Source organism: Enterobacter vonholyi (assembly GCF_040834095.1).
Taxonomy (GTDB): Bacteria; Pseudomonadota; Gammaproteobacteria; order Enterobacterales; family Enterobacteriaceae; genus Enterobacter; species Enterobacter vonholyi.
The window spans coordinates 3849132-3865203 of the sequence record NZ_CP162152.1 but is presented as its reverse complement, the minus strand read 5'-3'; the positions used below and the strand labels follow the sequence as shown (position 1 = coordinate 3865203).

Annotated in this window: 18 protein-coding genes; 3 read left to right on the top strand and 15 right to left on the bottom strand. The window is 56.0% G+C overall.

The window, feature by feature from the left end:
• Positions 1–73 precede the first annotated feature (73 nt).
• Positions 74–976: a DNA-binding transcriptional regulator YhaJ gene (gene yhaJ, locus AB3N39_RS18095; protein ID WP_008503135.1), complete on the top strand. Its 903-nt coding sequence runs from the start codon at positions 74–76 to the stop codon at positions 974–976.
• Between the two features lie 41 nt (positions 977–1017).
• On the opposite strand, the gene AB3N39_RS18090 is transcribed toward yhaJ, so the two are convergent.
• The 11 genes from AB3N39_RS18090 to AB3N39_RS18040 all read right to left on the bottom strand — a co-directional run bounded on the left by AB3N39_RS18090 (position 1018) and on the right by AB3N39_RS18040 (position 8273).
• Positions 1018–1383 (bottom strand): DUF805 domain-containing protein, encoded by a 366-nt coding sequence (locus AB3N39_RS18090; protein WP_023294635.1) that lies wholly within the window; start codon positions 1381–1383, stop codon positions 1018–1020.
• 106 nt (positions 1384–1489) lie between these two features.
• Positions 1490–2476: a glutathione S-transferase family protein gene (locus AB3N39_RS18085; protein WP_136195046.1), complete on the bottom strand. Its 987-nt coding sequence runs from the start codon at positions 2474–2476 to the stop codon at positions 1490–1492.
• Between the two features lie 71 nt (positions 2477–2547).
• Positions 2548–2940, bottom strand: a complete 393-nt coding sequence (locus AB3N39_RS18080; RefSeq protein ID WP_023309292.1) for a DoxX family protein — start codon at positions 2938–2940, stop codon at positions 2548–2550.
• A gap of 207 nt (positions 2941–3147) precedes the next feature.
• On the bottom strand, positions 3148–3444 hold the full coding sequence (locus AB3N39_RS18075) for a YqjK-like family protein (RefSeq protein ID WP_111964937.1): 297 nt from the start codon (positions 3442–3444) through the stop codon (positions 3148–3150).
• On the bottom strand, positions 3441–3839 hold the full coding sequence (locus AB3N39_RS18070) for a phage holin family protein (RefSeq protein ID WP_014885329.1): 399 nt from the start codon (positions 3837–3839) through the stop codon (positions 3441–3443). Before AB3N39_RS18070 ends, AB3N39_RS18075 begins: the two co-directional genes overlap by 4 nt.
• A 1-nt stretch (position 3840) precedes the next feature.
• Positions 3841–4146 carry a YqjD family protein gene (locus tag AB3N39_RS18065; protein WP_008503141.1) on the bottom strand — a complete coding sequence of 102 codons (306 nt, stop codon included), beginning with the start codon at positions 4144–4146 and terminating at the stop codon, positions 3841–3843.
• Positions 4147–4177: 31 nt separating this feature from the next.
• Positions 4178–4546, bottom strand: coding sequence for a DUF1090 domain-containing protein (locus AB3N39_RS18060; protein ID WP_149367590.1), 369 nt, complete (start codon positions 4544–4546; stop codon positions 4178–4180).
• 143 nt (positions 4547–4689) lie between these two features.
• Entirely contained in the window at positions 4690–5073 is a 384-nt protein-coding gene (gene mzrA, locus AB3N39_RS18055) for an EnvZ/OmpR regulon moderator MzrA (RefSeq protein ID WP_367896936.1), read from the bottom strand.
• Positions 5074–5075: 2 nt separating this feature from the next.
• Complete coding sequence (gene yqjA / locus AB3N39_RS18050; protein ID WP_008503144.1) at positions 5076–5738, bottom strand: DedA family general envelope maintenance protein YqjA; 663 nt, start codon at positions 5736–5738, stop codon at positions 5076–5078.
• 344 nt (positions 5739–6082) lie between these two features.
• Positions 6083–6859, bottom strand: a complete 777-nt coding sequence (gene exuR / locus AB3N39_RS18045; protein ID WP_023615584.1) for a transcriptional regulator ExuR — start codon at positions 6857–6859, stop codon at positions 6083–6085.
• Between the two features lie 115 nt (positions 6860–6974).
• Positions 6975–8273, bottom strand: a complete 1299-nt coding sequence (locus AB3N39_RS18040; RefSeq protein WP_024906406.1) for an MFS transporter — start codon at positions 8271–8273, stop codon at positions 6975–6977.
• 475 nt (positions 8274–8748) lie between these two features.
• Between AB3N39_RS18040 and uxaC the strand changes: the two genes are divergently transcribed.
• Positions 8749–10161, top strand: a complete 1413-nt coding sequence (gene uxaC / locus AB3N39_RS18035) for a glucuronate isomerase (protein ID WP_367896935.1) — start codon at positions 8749–8751, stop codon at positions 10159–10161.
• A gap of 17 nt (positions 10162–10178) precedes the next feature.
• The gene (locus tag AB3N39_RS18030; protein WP_367896934.1) at positions 10179–11666 is read left to right on the top strand and encodes a UxaA family hydrolase; all 1488 of its coding nucleotides are present in this window, start codon (positions 10179–10181) and stop codon (positions 11664–11666) included.
• Between the two features lie 94 nt (positions 11667–11760).
• Here AB3N39_RS18030 and sstT read toward each other — a convergent pair whose 3' ends face one another.
• From sstT to AB3N39_RS18010, 4 genes are all read right to left on the bottom strand, one after another.
• A complete protein-coding gene (gene sstT / locus AB3N39_RS18025) occupies positions 11761–13002 on the bottom strand; it encodes a serine/threonine transporter SstT (protein ID WP_115876320.1) in 1242 nt (413 codons plus the stop codon).
• Between the two features lie 218 nt (positions 13003–13220).
• Complete coding sequence (locus AB3N39_RS18020) at positions 13221–14189, bottom strand: TerC family protein (protein ID WP_023309283.1); 969 nt, start codon at positions 14187–14189, stop codon at positions 13221–13223.
• A 251-nt stretch (positions 14190–14440) separates the two neighbouring features.
• The gene (locus tag AB3N39_RS18015; protein WP_367896933.1) at positions 14441–15439 is read right to left on the bottom strand and encodes a Gfo/Idh/MocA family protein; all 999 of its coding nucleotides are present in this window, start codon (positions 15437–15439) and stop codon (positions 14441–14443) included.
• A 70-nt stretch (positions 15440–15509) separates the two neighbouring features.
• Entirely contained in the window at positions 15510–16013 is a 504-nt protein-coding gene (locus AB3N39_RS18010) for a YgjP-like metallopeptidase domain-containing protein (RefSeq protein ID WP_048225025.1), read from the bottom strand.
• Positions 16014–16072: the final 59 nt, after the last annotated feature.

Here is a 16072-nt window from a genome sequence, read left to right as displayed (position 1 = left end):
GTAAAGGTATGGACGCTTCATTGTTAGCCAGATATTCTGCCCGGTATGTTCAAATTTCCTGAATGAGAACGAGATGGCTAAAGAGAGAGCATTGACGCTTGAGGCGCTTCGCGTCATGGACGCGATTGACCGGCGCGGCAGTTTTGCGGCGGCGGCCGATGAACTGGGGCGCGTTCCGTCTGCGCTGAGCTACACCATGCAGAAGCTGGAAGAAGAGCTGGACGTGGTGCTTTTTGACCGCTCCGGTCATCGAACAAAATTCACCAACGTGGGCCGAATGCTGCTGGAGCGCGGCCGCGTACTGCTGGAAGCAGCGGACAAGCTGACGACAGACGCCGAAGCGCTGGCGCGCGGCTGGGAAACCCATCTCACGCTCGTGACCGAAGCGCTGGTGCCGACCGAAGCGCTGTTCCCGCTGGTGGACCGCCTGGCGGCGAAGGCCAATACGCAGCTGTCCATCATCACCGAGGTGCTGGCAGGGGCGTGGGAACGTCTGGAGACGGGCAGGGCAGATATCGTTATTGCGCCGGACATGCACTTCCGCTCATCTTCAGAAATCAACTCGCGCAAGCTCTACAGTGTGATGAACGTTTATGTTGCCGCCCCCAACCATCCGATTCATCAGGAGCCCGAGCCGCTCTCTGAAGTCACACGAGTGAAGTATCGCGGCGTAGCGGTAGCGGATACCGCGCGCGAGCGTCCGGTGCTGACGGTGCAGCTGCTGGATAAACAGCCTCGTCTGACGGTGACCTCGCTGGAGGACAAACGGCAGGCGCTGCTGGCCGGTCTGGGCGTGGCGACGATGCCGTACCCGTTTGTGGAAAAAGATATTGCGGAAGGACGACTGCGGGTTGTGAGCCCGGAGTACACCAGCGAAGTGGATATCATTATGGCGTGGCGTCGCGACAGCATGGGCGAAGCCAAATCGTGGTGCCTGCGAGAAATTCCAAAGCTCTTTGCGCACCACAACAAATAAGCGTACAGGCCCGGTAAACGTAAGCGCCACCGGGCAGTAATTTACGCGCCGATCTTAGGATCGGGACCAAAGCGGTTTTCGCCCGGCGTCCCGCTTTGACAGTTGAAAATCAAAATCACGATCCAGCCCACGATCGGGATTAACAGCAGCAATAACCACCACGCCGAACGATCGGTATCGTGCAGCCGACGGAACAGTACCGCCCACGATGGCAGCAGGACTAACAGGCCATAAATGGTGGTCAGCACGCCTTCACCGCCAGCCCGCTCCCAGCCAAGAATTTTATCCACAATACCCAGCACCATGATGAGGATGAAGTTCACCAGAACGAACATCCAGTACTCTTTGCGGCGGGCGCGGCCACCAAATCCAATGTAGTTGCGCAGTACTTTCAGATACCAGTCCATTTTCCTTGCCTCAATAATCGGTCAATCACTTGTTTTCTAAGCAATCAAAGTAAGGATAGATGGAGATTGTGAATTAAAAAAGGGCATCTATTGATGCCCTTAATATTTATCCAAATCGGACGTCGCGCCCGTGCGGTTCATCCAGGTTCTGCCACGGGCCGATGGAGATAATACCCGTCGGGTTGATGGTCTTGTGGCTGCGGAAATAGTGGGTGCGAATATGGTCGAAGTCGACCGTCTCGGCGATACCCGGCATCTGGTAGATGTCGCGCAGGAAACCATACAGGTTCAGGTAGTCGCTGATGCGGTGTTTATCGCACTTAAAGTGGGTGACATAGACCGGATCAAAGCGAACCAGCGTGGTCCACAGGCGAATGTCCGCTTCCGTCAGGCGATCGCCCGTCAGGTAGCGATGCTGGCCCAGGATCTGTTCCAGGCGTTCCAGTGATTCAAACACCTTCCCGACCGCTTCGTCATACGCTTCCTGGCTGGTGGCGAAACCGGCCTTGTAGACACCGTTGTTGACGTTGTCGTAAATCCAGCCGTTCAGCTCGTCAATCTTATCGCGCAATTCAACCGGGTAATAATCTCCGGCACGAGCGCCGTGCGCATCAAATGCGGTATTGAACATGCGGATGATTTCCGCAGACTCATTGCTGACAATCGTCTGGTTTTTCTTGTCCCACAGCACAGGCACGGTCACGCGCCCGGTGTAGTGCGGATCGGCGTGCAGATAGAGCTGGTACAGGAAATCGTGGTGATACAGTTCGTCGCCGGTTGCCGCAGGGAAATCACTGTCGAACGTCCAGCCGTTTTCCAGCATCAACGGGTTGACGACTGAAACCGGAATTAAGGATTCGAGACCTTTGAGCTTGCGCACAATTAGCGTGCGGTGCGCCCACGGGCAGGCAAGGGAAACATAAAGATGATAACGGTCTTTCTCAGCCGCGAAGCCGCCTTCGCCGCTCGGGCCGGGGGCACCGTCGGCGGTCAGCCAGTTACGGAAGGCCGAAACTGAGCGCTTGAAGCGACCTCCGGTGGATTTGGTGTCATACCAGACATCCTGCCATACGCCGTCTACGAGTTGTCCCATTTTTTCTCCTCCGTCAGATAGCAAAAGCGAGGAGATGTCTCCTCGCTTTGAGTTCATTCAGTATAGCGTGCTTACCATTTCTTATTCAGAACGCGGTCGATGCTGTATGCGCCCGGGCCAGTGACGGCCAGCAGCAGGAAGCCACCCGCGATGGTCAGGTTTTTCATGAACATCAGAGAGTTCACGCCTTCCGCAAAGTTGCTGTGGAAGATGAAAGCCGTCAGCACGGTGAAGCCTGCGGTAAACAGCGCGGTAGTGCGGGTCAGGAAGCCGAACAGGACTGCCAGGCCGCCGCCGAACTCAAGAAGAATGGTCAGTGGCAACAGGAATCCCGGAACGCCCATGGCTTCCATATACTGCTGGGTACCCGCATAACCGGTGATTTTTCCCCAACCTGCCACGATGAACAGAATTGGCATCAGAATACGCGCTACCAGTACACCAACATCTTCTAATTTTTTCATTTTACTCTCCAGGAAACCACATCAGCGGCTGAACGTTATTTGTCTGCAATTCCGGGTAGATACCGCGTCGTTGCTGTCGATGGAGAGGATAATAAACGGGGCGGGTGGCAATTGTTAGCAAGGAAAACTGTCAATCTTCTTCAAAGATATTGAGTAAGGGAGGGGGAGGATTTTGCCGGGTGGCGGCTACGCCACCCGGCGATAAGGCTAGCGTAATTGCTGCTGCCGCAACGTTGCTTTCACCAGACGCCAGGCGCTCCAGGCACCAAACCCACGGCGCGCCCAGCGGATGAGCATATTTGGATGACGAACCGTCCAGATAGCCATCACGCTGCTGCCGACCAGCGCCCATGAACGCAGGCTCAGGAAGGTGTTCCAGCCTCGGTCAAACCGTCGCGTCGCGTCAATCCAGTCGCGACGGCTGGCCGACAGATCCAGCCGTTGCTGCTGGATCTGGCTTAGCAGGTACGCTTTTCGCTTTTGACGTTCGGCTTTACCACTCACGGCTTGTCATCCTCCAGCAGGGCGCGGTCGTTAGCCAGCTCCTGACGCGTATGGCGCAGGAACGTGGACTTACGCGCTTTACGCAGCGTCCAGATACCGCCAATCAACGCTGCTACCAGCAGAACGACGGTGGTGGCAATCATGGCGTTAAGACGATACTGCGGGTCAATGGCCCAGATGATTAACACCATCAGACTCATCAGACCAAACGCGGCGAAGAGCATGGTCAGTCCGAGCATCAGCAGCATCTGGAAGAGGTTGGCTTTCTCCTCTTCCAGCTCAACCACTGCCAGCCGGACGCGCGTTTCGGCAATCCCGACCAGCGTTGTTAAAATACGCTGGCCGATGCCGAGGACGTTGTTAGCAGGCCCTTGTGCGTGACGAGGATCTTCCATATCAACGACGCGTCAGAAGGACACCCAGTACCACACCCACTGCGGCACCAATTCCTACACCCGTCCATGGATTATCACGAACGTATTCGTCCGCGCGGGCAGCCGCTTCGCGGGTCTGTTTCGCCAGTGCATCACCGGTTTCACCCAGGCGGTAGCGGCTCTCTTTCAGGGCCTGCTCCGCCTTGCTGCGCAGCTTACTGACCTCTTCTTTTGACTTATCAGCAGAGGAGTTCAGCACCTCTTCAAGGGTATCGGCCAGGGATTTCAGTTCAGCGCGCAGATGTTCAGACGTCGTATCTTTTGACATGATTCTTTCTCCTGTTGAGATTTCCGTTAACTCAATAATCGCGAGCTTCCAGCGCTTTCAGGTCGTCCTGCGCTTCTTTCAACTTCTTCTCGCGCTTAGCAATTTTATCCGCATCTCCTTTCTCTTTCGCTTCCTGCAGGTCGCGACGGCGCTCGGCTATCTCGTCCTTCTGTTCAGCGATTTTCTTCTTGTGGTCGGCACGAAGCTTGCTGTCTGAACAGTTCGCTTTCACTTCGCTCAGCGCTTTTTTAAGACCGTCAACACGGTGCTGATTGTTATGCTTTTCGGCATAACCGATCTCACGCTGAATATCCTGTTCTTTCTCCTGACAAAGAGAGTTTGCGAAGGATGCTGTGCTTAAAGAAAAAAGGGCCAGAGCCAGAGTCATGCGGAATTTCATTATCGAAACCTTCCATTGTGTTGCGGCGTAAGCCGCTATCCAAAGTTATGCGGAGTACAGTCGAGGGGTGCTCCGCGTACTTAAGCATAGTAAGTAAACGGGGGATTCACCAAAGTGAGTGAAAAGATTCGGAATCTTGGAAGTTATCCAAACCGATGCGACGTATCGCGAATCAACGAGAGCCAGGCTGCAGGCTGGCTCTCATCTTCCTGCTGGGCAATGATATACCCGTACGGCAGCGTACGGTCGAGAACCACTTTCGCGGCGGCACTTTGCGCACGGGAATCAAACTTGATCAGTAAAACGTCGTCCTGCGGAGTGATGCTTTTAAAGCGGATCCCGTTCGCATCCAGATGGTGCCAGACAGAAAAACCGTCAGGCACGCTGGCACCCTGGTTCACCGGGCGAATGGCAAGCGTGGATTCCTGGTGCGAAAGCGCGCTCCATGCCAGCAGCATGGCGCTGAGCACCACCAGTGTAATCACGGCACAGGCAAAACGGCGCAGGGCAAGCGGTGAGATAGCCATCGTTAGCCTCTGGCTCCGTATTTCTTTTTCCACAGCACGACCAGAGAGCCGATCAGGCCGAAGACCAGCAGAACCACAGGCAGCAGCATCAGGCAGGACATCAGCTGGTCTTCATATTTCATAAACACCGGCGTTTTACCCAACGCATAGCCGAGCGTTGTCAGAATAAGCACCCATAACAGACCGCTCATCCAGTTAAAGAACTGGAAGCGGGCGCTGCTCAGCCCCGACAGACCGGCAATGGTCGGCAACAGCGTACGTACAAACGCGATAAAGCGGCCAATCAGCAGCGCGGAAAGCCCGTGCTTATGGAAAAGGTGGTGCGCCCGCTGATGATAATGTGCAGGCAGGTGCGAGAGCCAGTTCTGGACGATCCGGGTATTGCCCAGCCATCTACCCTGGATGTAGCTCACCCAGCAGCCGAGGCTGGCCGCGACGGTCAGTAATAAAATAGTTTGCGGAAACGCCATCGCCCCTTTGGCACACAGCACGCCGACGAGCACCAGCAAACTGTCACCAGGCAGGAAGGCAGCAGGCAGCAAACCGTTCTCAAGGAACAGGATCATAAACAAGACGAAATAGAGCATGCCAATCATGGAAGGGTTGGCCAGCGTTTCAAAATCCTGCGCCCAAAGGGCATGCAGTAGTTGGGTCAAAAGTTCCATTCAGTGTTCCTGGAAATCGGTTAACGTCACGCCTGTTATCCGGGGCAAACAGCACGGCGACATTGTTGTGATTTCATTATGGTCGCTCGCGGACACATTGCGGTGTGGCCAACACGTTTCCCTGTTAAGTGGCTGGTTAGCAAGCACTAACTTACAAAATAACGAAGTGAATCCAATTGTAACAAAGCCCAACGTTCTGCGTCACAGAATTTGCAGGCGTGAGTTGATTTTGGCGTAAGCCCAGGAAGTGAGCGAGGGGATTTACAAAGGCTGACACTATATATGTTTTGCTTACCCACTGGAGCCAGAAGGCGCAGCGAGGCGCCTGCCAGCGGGAAGGTCATCTATTTTGCGGCACTGGGGGCCGTATCGAGATGAACAACGGGATTATCGGCGAAAAGATAGCGGTCAGCGTTAAATTCGAAGTCGTCGCTGGTTTCATTGAACAGCATCTGCTTGGTGTTTTCCAGATGCTGCCACATCGCCAGCTTAGCGGCATGGGGATCTTTACGAATCAGCGCCTTAAGGATTTGATCGTGATCGTCACACCAGTTGTCGACGGTACGGGAATCGATATGGTCGTGCAGTTTCTTCCAGTACGGGTTATGAACGCGCTGAGTCCACATTTTCTCAACGATTGCCGCCAGCGCCGTATTTTGGGTTGCCAGGGCGACCTGGACGTGAAACTGCAGATCCCACTCTGAATCGCGGAAACATTTTTCCTTACGGGCATTCTCCTGGATTTCCATCAGCTTCATGATGTCCTGCTTGGTCACCTGCGTCGCCGCAAACTCAGCAATATTGCTTTCGATCAGTTGGCGAGCCTGGAGCAGCTCAAACGGACCGTAGCTGGCGAATTCCAGACTTTCGTCCGCGACGGGAGAGTGTTTCGGCAGATTAGAAATCACGTGAATGCCGGAGCCTTTGCGTACCTCAACGTAGCCTTCCACTTCCAGCATGATGATGGCTTCGCGCACCACGGTGCGGCTGACGCTTTTTTCATCCGCAATGAAGCGCTCGGCGGGAAGTTTATCACCGACAAGATAGACTCCTTGCTCGATGCGATCTTTCAGCTCGGCAGCAAGTTGTTGATATAAACGACGTGGTTCGGTGATTTCCATATGCGCTCCAGGCAGGGTACGGCAGATGATTTGTTATACCACTTTTGCGTGCCACTCTCCAGATTTTGCCATTAAAAAAGCCGCCTGGAGGCGGCTTAGGGGAAACACATTTTCGCTAACTTTGCGTAGCCGGTTTCCCAAGGGACTCTTTTGCCAGCTCCTCTGCCGACTTGCTTTTCAGCACCGTCCAGATCACCACAGCGCCCAGCAGGTCGAAAATAGCCAGCACGGCGAACAGCGGGCTGAAGCCGATGGTATCCGCCAGTGCGCCGACCACCAGCGCAAACATCGTACTCGCGGTCCAGGCGGCCATCCCTGTCAGGCCGTTGGCGGTGGCCACTTCGTTACGGCCAAAGACGTCAGAGGAGAGCGTAATCAGCGCGCCGGACAGGGACTGGTGAGCAAATCCGCCGATGCACAGCAGGGCGATAGCCACATACGGGCTGGTGAACAGGCCGATCATGCCCGGGCCAATCATCAGCAGCGCGCCCATGGTCACTACCATTTTACGGGAAACAATCAGGTTCACCCCAAACCAGCGCTGGAACAGCGGTGGCAGGTATCCGCCCACGATACAGCCCAGGTCAGCGAACAGCATCGGCATCCAGGCGAACATCGCGATCTCTTTCAGGTTAAAGCCGTAGACTTTAAACATGAACAGGGGGATCCACGCGTTGAAGGTACCCCATGCCGGCTCGGCCAGGAAACGCGGCAGGGCGATACCCCAGAACTGACGGGTGCCCAGGATCTGCCAGACGGTCATTTTTTTGCCGTTGTTGGTCTGATGCTGCGCTTCCTGACCACCAATGATGTACTCGCGTTCTTCTTCAGACAGTTTTTTCTGATCGCGCGGATGTTTATAGAAAATCAGCCACGCCATGGCCCACGCAAAGCTCAGCACGCCAGAGATGATGAACGCCATCTGCCAGCTGTGCATCACGATAGCCCACACCACCAGCGGTGGTGCAATCATCGCCCCGATGGACGAGCCGACGTTGAAGTAACCGACCGCAATGGAACGCTCTTTTGCCGGGAACCACTCGGAGCTGGCTTTCAGCCCTGCGGGGATCATGGCGGCTTCAGCTGCACCTACCGCGCCGCGCGCCAGCGCCAGGCCGCCCCAGCTTCCCGCCAGCGCGGTGGCTCCGCAGAACACCGCCCAGGCGATGGCGAAGAAGGCATAACCGATTTTGGTACCGAGAATGTCCAGCACATAGCCAGCAACAGGCTGCATGATGGTATAAGCCGCGGAATAGGCGGCAATGATGTAGGAGTATTGCTGCGTGGAGATATGCAGCTCTTCCATCAACGTTGGCGCTGCTGCTGCCACGGTGTTACGCGTCAGGTAGCCCAGCACGGTGCCTAACGTCACCAGTGCGATCATATACCAACGTAACCCTTTAATTTTACGCATCTAAAACCTCATCGTTATGTTATTTCCGCGCCAGAACGCGGCAACCTCTCGACCGTTTCCGGGAGCAGTTGTGTAACGGGAGGGGCGCAGCCGGGAGCATGTCCCGGAACGGCCCGAACCTTGCCATAAGTAAGCGTGCATAAGTCGGTATCCGTACCGTTAAATCTGGTGTATCTGACACCAGGAATGCATTCCGTCGGCTTATAGTTTGCGACGGCGAAAAGATAACTTGTCATACAACTTTAAAAGGTGAGTGACATCACAAATGTATGATTCTTTGTGGGGGCATTAATTGCTGAGCGCAAAGCCAGTAATGATGCGGCTTGTAGAAGGGTTTACTCCATTGAGGGTAATTTATTTGTTGACGTTTATTGATCTCACTCACGAAAAAAACGTCGGCTGGTGGAAATTGGTGTGATAACTTTGCAGCATATGAACATACGCTTTCTGCGCTCCCGTAATGAGGAAGACGATAATGACGCCGTTTATGACCGACGATTTTCTGTTAGATACCGAATTTGCTCGCCGCCTGTACCACGACTACGCAAAAGACCAGCCGATTTTCGACTACCACTGCCATTTACCGCCGCAGCAGGTTGCCGAAAATTATCGCTTCAAAAACCTGTATGACATCTGGCTGAAGGGTGACCACTACAAATGGCGCGCCATGCGCACCAACGGCGTGGCTGAGCGCCTGTGTACCGGCGATGCGACCGACCGCGAGAAGTTTGACGCCTGGGCGGCGACTGTTCCGCACACCATCGGCAACCCGCTTTACCACTGGACGCACCTTGAGCTTCGCCGTCCGTTTGGCATCACCGGCAAACTTCTCTCCCCAACGACCGCCGATGAAATCTGGGAGCGCTGCAACGCCCTGCTGGCGCAGGATAACTTCTCCGCGCGCGGCATCATGAAGCAGATGAACGTGAAGATGGTGGGCACCACCGACGATCCGATTGACTCTCTGGAGCATCATGCGGTTATCGCCAAAGACACCTCTTTTGATATCAAAGTGCTGCCAAGCTGGCGCCCGGACAAAGCCTTCAACATTGAGCAGGCTACCTTCGCCGACTACATGGCGAAGCTGGCGGAAGTGTCCGATACCGACATCCGTCGTTTCACCGACCTGCAAACCGCGCTGACCAAACGTCTGGATCACTTCGCGGCGCACGGCTGTAAAGTCTCTGACCACGCGCTGGACGTGGTGCTGTTTGCAGAATCAAACGAGGCCGAGCTGGACAGCATTCTGGCACGTCGTCTCTCCGGTGAATCGCTTAGCGAGCACGAAGTGGCGCAGTTCAAAACGGCGGTACTGGTGTTCCTCGGTGCGGAATATACCCGTCGCGGCTGGGTACAGCAGTACCATATCGGTGCGCTGCGCAATAACAACCAGCGCCAGTTTAAGCTGCTTGGTGCGGATGTAGGCTTCGACTCCATCAACGACCGTCCGCTGGCAGAAGAGCTGTCCAAACTTTTGAGCAAACAGAATGAACAAAATCTGCTGCCTAAAACCATCCTGTACTGCCTGAATCCGCGCGATAACGAAGTGCTGGGTACCATGGTCGGCAACTTCCAGGGCGAAGGGATGCCGGGCAAGATGCAGTTCGGCTCCGGCTGGTGGTTCAACGATCAGAAAGACGGTATGGAACGTCAGATGACGCAGCTGGCGCAGCTTGGCCTGCTAAGCCGCTTTGTCGGCATGCTGACCGACAGCCGCAGCTTCCTGTCCTATACCCGTCATGAATATTTCCGCCGCATTCTGTGCCAGATGATTGGCCGCTGGGTGCACGCAGGCGAAGCGCCAGCGGATATCCAGCTGCTGGGCGAAATGGTGAAAAACATCTGCTTTAACAATGCGCGTGACTACTTCGCCATTGAACTGAACTAGGGCCGTTTGAGGTTGATATGCAATACATCAAAATCCATTCGCTGGATAACGTGGCCGTCGCGCTGACGGATCTCGATGAAGGCGACGTGGTGACCGTTGATAACCAGAGCGTCACCCTGCGTCAGGCGATTGCTCGCGGACACAAGTTTGCCGTGAAGCCTCTCGCCAAAGGGGACAACATCATTAAGTACGGTCTTCCGATTGGGCATGCGTTAGCGGGTATCGAGCCGGGTGAACATATTCATTCTCACAATACCCGCACCAATCTGAGCGATCTGGACGAGTACAGCTATCAACCTGATTTACCCGCTGAAGAGCGTCAGGCGGCAGATCGTGAAGTACAGATCTACCGTCGCGCTAACGGTGAGGTGGGGATCCGCAACGAGCTGTGGATCCTCCCGACCGTCGGCTGCGTCAACGGCATCGCGCGGCAGATCCAGACGCGTTTTCTGAAAGAGACCAACAGTGCCGAAGGCACTAACGGGGTACATCTGTTCAGCCACACCTACGGCTGCTCCCAGCTGGGTGACGACCACATCAATACCCGCACCATGCTGCAAAACATGGTGCGCCACCCGAATGCGGGTGCGGTGCTGGTGATCGGCCTGGGCTGCGAGAACAATCAGGTGGACGTCTTCCGCGAGACGCTCGGTGAGTTTGCCCCTGAGCGCGTGCACTTCATGGTGTGCCAGCATCAGGACGACGAAGTGGAAGCGGGCGTTGAGCACCTTCATCAGCTGTATAACGTGATGCGCCACGACAAGCGCGAGCCGGGCAAGCTGAGCGAGCTGAAGTTTGGTCTGGAGTGCGGCGGGTCTGACGGTCTGTCCGGCATCACCGCCAACCCGATGCTGGGTCGCTTCTCGGATTACGTCATTGCCAACGGCGGCACCACGGTGCTGACCGAAGTGCCGGAGATGTTCGGTGCGGAACGTATTCTGATGAGCCACTGCCGCGACGAAGAGACGTTTGAGAAGACCGTTACCATGGTGAACGACTTCAAACAGTATTTCATCGCCCACAATCAGCCCATTTACGAGAACCCGTCTCCGGGCAACAAAGCGGGCGGGATCACCACGCTGGAAGAGAAATCCCTTGGCTGCACCCAGAAAGCGGGCGCCAGCCAGGTGGTGGACGTTCTGCGCTACGGCGAGCGCCTGAAAACGCACGGTCTGAACCTGCTGAGCGCGCCAGGGAACGATGCGGTTGCCACCAGCGCGCTGGCGGGCGCCGGCTGCCATATGGTGCTGTTCAGCACCGGTCGCGGTACGCCGTACGGCGGTTTTGTACCGACGGTGAAAATAGCCACCAACAGCGAGCTGGCGGCGAAAAAAAAGCACTGGATCGACTTTGACGCGGGCCAGCTGATCCACGGCAAGGCGATGCCGCAGCTGCTGACGGAATTCGTGGACGCGATTGTGGAATTTGCCAACGGCAGGCAAACCTGTAACGAGAAGAACGACTTCCGCGAGCTGGCGATCTTTAAGAGTGGTGTGACGCTTTAAATAGGGAGCGGGCTGGTGCCCTCACCCTGACCCTCTCCCACAGGGAGAGGGTACAAACACTAAAAACGGCAACCTCAGGGTTGCCGTTTTGCTGTTAACCTCGCAGGGCGTTCTTCGCTAAACGCGCGTCTTCCGCCTGACAGGCCGCTGCGGTAAACAGCACGTCGGTAGAGGAGTTCAGCGCGGTTTCGCAGGAGTCCTGCAGCACGCCGATGATAAAGCCGACGGCTACCACCTGCATGGCGATTTCGTTCGGGATACCGAACATATTACACGCCAGCGGGATCAGCAGCAGGGAACCTCCCGCCACGCCCGATGCGCCACAGGCACACAGCGACGCCACGACGCTCAACAGCAGCGCGGTTGGCAGATCCACTGGAATGCCCAGCGTATGCACCGCCGCCAGGGTCAGCACAGTAATGGTGATTGCCGCACCCGCCATATTCACGGTTGCACCCAGCGGGATCGAAACGGAATAGGTGTCGCGGTCCAGGTTCAGCTTCTCCGCCAGCGCCATGTTAACCGGAATGTTCGCCGCCGAGCTGCGGGTGAAGAAGGCGGTTACGCCGCTTTCGCGCAGGCAGGTCAGCACGAGCGGATACGGGTTGCGGCGGATCTGCCAGAACACCAGCAGCGGGTTGATCACCAGCGCCACCAGCAGCATACAGCCGACCAGCACAACCAGCAGCTGCGCGTAACCCCACAGTGCGTCAAAACCGGTAGTTGCCAGCGTGGAGGAGACCAGCCCGAAAATACCGACTGGCGCAAAGCGAATCACCAGCTTCACCATAAAGGTCACGGCGTTGGACAAATCGTTGACCAGGTTTTTCGTGGTCTCGTTGCCGTGGCGCAGCGCGAAGCCCAGACCAATCGCCCAGACCAGGATGCCAATGTAGTTTCCGCTCATCAGCGCGGTGATGGGGTTAGAGACCATGCTCATCAGCAGGCCCCGCAGGACTTCGACAATGCCGGACGGCGGCGTGATATCACCGGCCGCGCTGGTCAGGTGCAGCGTGGACGGGAACAGGAAGCTAAACACCACGGCCGTTAAGGCAGCCGAGAAGGTTCCCAGCAGATAAAGGAACAGAATGGGGCGAATGTTGGTTTTTTGTCCGTGCTGGTGGTTGGCAATTGACGCCATGACCAGCATCAGAACCAGTACCGGCGCGACGGCTTTCAGTGCACCTACGAACAGCGTCCCGAGCAGCCCCGTGGCTTCCGCGGCAGGTTTTGACACCATCGCCAGCAGAATACCCAGCACCAGCCCGACCAGAATTTGTTTAACGAGGCTGCCCTGCGCCAGGCGCGCGAACAGACCGCTTGATTGTATGCTCATACATATTTCCTGAGTGAAATTGCGTTCCATCCCGGATGTGCTCTTAGTCACATTTATGTCCGGATGTAAGTAAATGTTTGCCTGGTCGAGTATAGGGAATGTGCCAAAGGAGGGAAGCGTAAAATGCTGGATTTTACGTGTTGCATCATATTTTTTAACTACTGCGTTACAAAAGTGTGTTCACCCTCTCCCTGTGGGAGAGGGCCGGGGTGAGGGGATTACTCCACCTGCTGCTTCTTATCGTGCTGGCGGTTAACCCAGGTATTGATAATTAGCGTCACGATCAGAATGCCAAATACCACGCCGAGCGAAATAGCGATCGGGATATGGTAGAAATCGACGATTAGCATTTTGATACCGATAAACACCAGAATCACCGACAGGCCGTACTTCAGCATGGAGAAACGCTCCGCCGCGCCTGCCAGCAGGAAATACATGGCACGCAGGCCGAGAATGGCGAAAAGGTTAGAGGTCAGGACGATGAACGGGTCGGTGGTTACCGCGAAGATCGCCGGAATGCTGTCCACGGCGAAAATCACGTCGCTCAGCTCAACCAGAATCAGCACCAGCAGCAGCGGGGTGGCAAACAGCAGGCCGTTCTTGCGCACGAAGAAGTGCTCGCTCTCGATCTTGTCGGTCATGCGCAGATGGCCGCGGATCCACTTCACCAGCGGGCGATCGCCAATCGCAGAGCCGTCCTCTTTCGCCAGCGCCATTTTGACCCCGGTGAACAGCAGGAACGCGCCGAAGACGTACAGCAGCCATTCGAACTGGGTAATCAGCCAGCTGCCAGCGAAGATCATGATGGTACGCAGGATAATCGCGCCCAGCACGCCGTACACCAGCACGCGACGCTGCAGGGCAGCAGGCACGGCGAAGTAGCTGAACAGCATCAGCCAGACGAAGACGTTATCGACCGCCAGGGCTTTTTCAATCAGATAGCCGGTGAGGAAGGCGAGCGCCTGAGGGTCAGCCACCGCGCGGCCTTCAGTCGAGGCCAGGTACCACCAGAAGGCAGCGCAGAAGAGCAGAGAGAGGGTGACCCACACCAGCGACCAGGCGGCGGCCTGTTTCATGGTCATGCCGTGCGCGCCGCGACGTCCCTGCAAAAAGAGGTCGATCGCCAGCATGATGAGCACGACAACCGCGAATCCGCCCCACAACATGGGAGTGCCGACAGAATGCATACTATTTTCCTTACACATAAAAAACAAAAACGGCCATAGTCAGAAGACGATAGCCGTTAGCTTTTTATGCATAGACCTCGCCTTCCGGCAAGGTCTCACTTACAACCACGAAGGTTGCCCGGCGACCGGATGCGGAATTGCACGCATCGTAATGACGATCCACCGACGAAGAAGTTACTCCCCTTTGCAGGTAACAAAATATGTCAGACCATTGGTTTCGTCAATGGTCTGCGCCGTTTCATTACACAGCTTTACGCGATAACTTCCGCACTCACGCCGTCTGCAGGGAATACCACGCCGGTCTGGCGGCGGATCTCCGTTTGCAGCTTCGCCGTGGTGCGGCTCACCGCAAGGCCTGGGTGATTCACTTCGTTGTCTTCCACCAGACGGGCGAAGACCTCTGCCTCATAGAGCATAGTGTTAATATGCTGAGGCTGCGTCAGCTCCTGGGCTTTGCCGCCGCGCGGCACGAAGCTCACCTTCTGGCACTCGGAGATTTTCTCGATGACCAGCGAGCCCGCTTCGCCCTGAATTTCGCTCGGCAGGACAGAGTCGCTCACCTTGGAGTGCTGCAGCGTGACGCTGAAATCCCCGTAGTCCAGCACCGCGACACCGTGCGCATCCACGCCGCTCTCCAGCAGGCTGGCGGTAGCCGTGACGCCGTGCGGTTCGCCCAACAGGGCCACTGCAGAGGCCAGGCAGTAAAATCCGATATCCATTATCGAGCCGTTCGAGAACGCCGGGTTAAAGGTGTTCGGGTTCTCGCCGTCCAGATAGCGCTGGTAGCGCGACGAGTACTGGCAGTAGTTAATAAAGGCTTTGCGTATCTTGCCGATTTTCGGCAGGGACTGCTGCAGCAGCAGGAAATTCGGCAGGCTGGCGGTTTTGAACGCTTCGAAAAGAACCACCTGGTTTTCGCGGGCAAGCGCAATGGCCGCCTCCACTTCCTCAATATTTGATGCCAGCGGCTTCTCGCAAATCACATGCTTTTTATGGCTGAGGAACAGCTTCGTTTGCGGAAAGTGCAGGGAGTTCGGGCTGGCGATATAGACCGCGTCAATGGCATCGCTTTGCGCCATCTCATCAAGCGAGGTGAAGAGATGCTCAACGAGGTAATCGTTGGCAAAACTCTGCGCCTGCTCAAGGCTGCGGGAATAGACTGCGGTAAGTTTCAGTTTGCCGGTTTCGTGGGCGGCGTCGACGAACTGGCGCGTGATCCAGTTCGTACCAATGACTGCGAAACGTATCATAAACGTTTACGTACTCCGTAGCGGGGAACCTTTAGCCACTGTAGCACGTCATCATGACAATTCGCGTGCGCTATTCCGCATTACCTTTTAACGATAAATGCGTAAGCCACAGACGGGTATCAAACTCCAACTGGTGGTACTGCGGCTCCATGTGGCAGCACAGGGAATAGAACGCTTTGTCGTGCTCTTTCTCTTTCAGGTGCGCCAGCTCGTGCACCACGATCATCCGCAGAAAGGCTTCCGGCGCGTTACGGAAAACCGTCGCGACGCGGATCTCCGCCTTGGCCTTCAGCTTGCCGCCCTGAACGCGGGAGACGGCGGTGTGCAGGCCGAGCGCGTTTTTCAGCACGTGGATCTTGTTGTCGTACATCACCTTGTTGATCGGCGGCGCGCTCTTCAGATACCGGCTTTTCAGATCCTGCGTATACTGCCAGAGGGCCTTATCGGTCGCGAAATCGTGGGTGCCGGGGTAGCGTTTTTCCAGCACCGCGCCGAGCTTCTGCTCGGCAATCAGGCTGCGAACCTGAGTCAGTAAATGCTCCGGATAGCCCTGGAGATAAGTAAGTTGGTTCATCAAAAGCCCAAATTAATGCGAAAACGGGTATACTCACGCACCCTTTTCAGGGATACGCC

What these genes read in the sequence shown, in the direction of transcription:
- AB3N39_RS18020 (WP_023309283.1), bottom strand. Translation starts at nt 14,189, where the DNA reads ATGCATTCTGTCGGCACTCCCATGTTGTGGGGCGGATTCGCGGTTGTC.
- AB3N39_RS18030 (WP_367896934.1), top strand. Translation starts at nt 10,179, where the DNA reads ATGCAATACATCAAAATCCATTCGCTGGATAACGTGGCCGTCGCGCTG.
- AB3N39_RS18065 (WP_008503141.1), bottom strand. Translation starts at nt 4,146, where the DNA reads ATGTCAAAAGATACGACGTCTGAACATCTGCGCGCTGAACTGAAATCC.
- AB3N39_RS18080 (WP_023309292.1), bottom strand. Translation starts at nt 2,940, where the DNA reads ATGAAAAAATTAGAAGATGTTGGTGTACTGGTAGCGCGTATTCTGATG.
- yqjA (WP_008503144.1), bottom strand. Translation starts at nt 5,738, where the DNA reads ATGGAACTTTTGACCCAACTACTGCATGCCCTTTGGGCGCAGGATTTT.
- sstT (WP_115876320.1), bottom strand. Translation starts at nt 13,002, where the DNA reads ATGAGCATACAATCAAGCGGTCTGTTCGCGCGCCTGGCGCAGGGCAGC.
- yhaJ (WP_008503135.1), top strand. Translation starts at nt 74, where the DNA reads ATGGCTAAAGAGAGAGCATTGACGCTTGAGGCGCTTCGCGTCATGGAC.
- AB3N39_RS18010 (WP_048225025.1), bottom strand. Translation starts at nt 16,013, where the DNA reads ATGAACCAACTTACTTATCTCCAGGGCTATCCGGAGCATTTACTGACT.
- mzrA (WP_367896936.1), bottom strand. Translation starts at nt 5,073, where the DNA reads ATGGCTATCTCACCGCTTGCCCTGCGCCGTTTTGCCTGTGCCGTGATT.
- AB3N39_RS18015 (WP_367896933.1), bottom strand. Translation starts at nt 15,439, where the DNA reads ATGATACGTTTCGCAGTCATTGGTACGAACTGGATCACGCGCCAGTTC.
- AB3N39_RS18085 (WP_136195046.1), bottom strand. Translation starts at nt 2,476, where the DNA reads ATGGGACAACTCGTAGACGGCGTATGGCAGGATGTCTGGTATGACACC.
- AB3N39_RS18040 (WP_024906406.1), bottom strand. Translation starts at nt 8,273, where the DNA reads ATGCGTAAAATTAAAGGGTTACGTTGGTATATGATCGCACTGGTGACG.
- AB3N39_RS18070 (WP_014885329.1), bottom strand. Translation starts at nt 3,839, where the DNA reads ATGGAAGATCCTCGTCACGCACAAGGGCCTGCTAACAACGTCCTCGGC.
- AB3N39_RS18090 (WP_023294635.1), bottom strand. Translation starts at nt 1,383, where the DNA reads ATGGACTGGTATCTGAAAGTACTGCGCAACTACATTGGATTTGGTGGC.
- AB3N39_RS18060 (WP_149367590.1), bottom strand. Translation starts at nt 4,546, where the DNA reads ATGAAATTCCGCATGACTCTGGCTCTGGCCCTTTTTTCTTTAAGCACA.
- uxaC (WP_367896935.1), top strand. Translation starts at nt 8,749, where the DNA reads ATGACGCCGTTTATGACCGACGATTTTCTGTTAGATACCGAATTTGCT.
- exuR (WP_023615584.1), bottom strand. Translation starts at nt 6,859, where the DNA reads ATGGAAATCACCGAACCACGTCGTTTATATCAACAACTTGCTGCCGAG.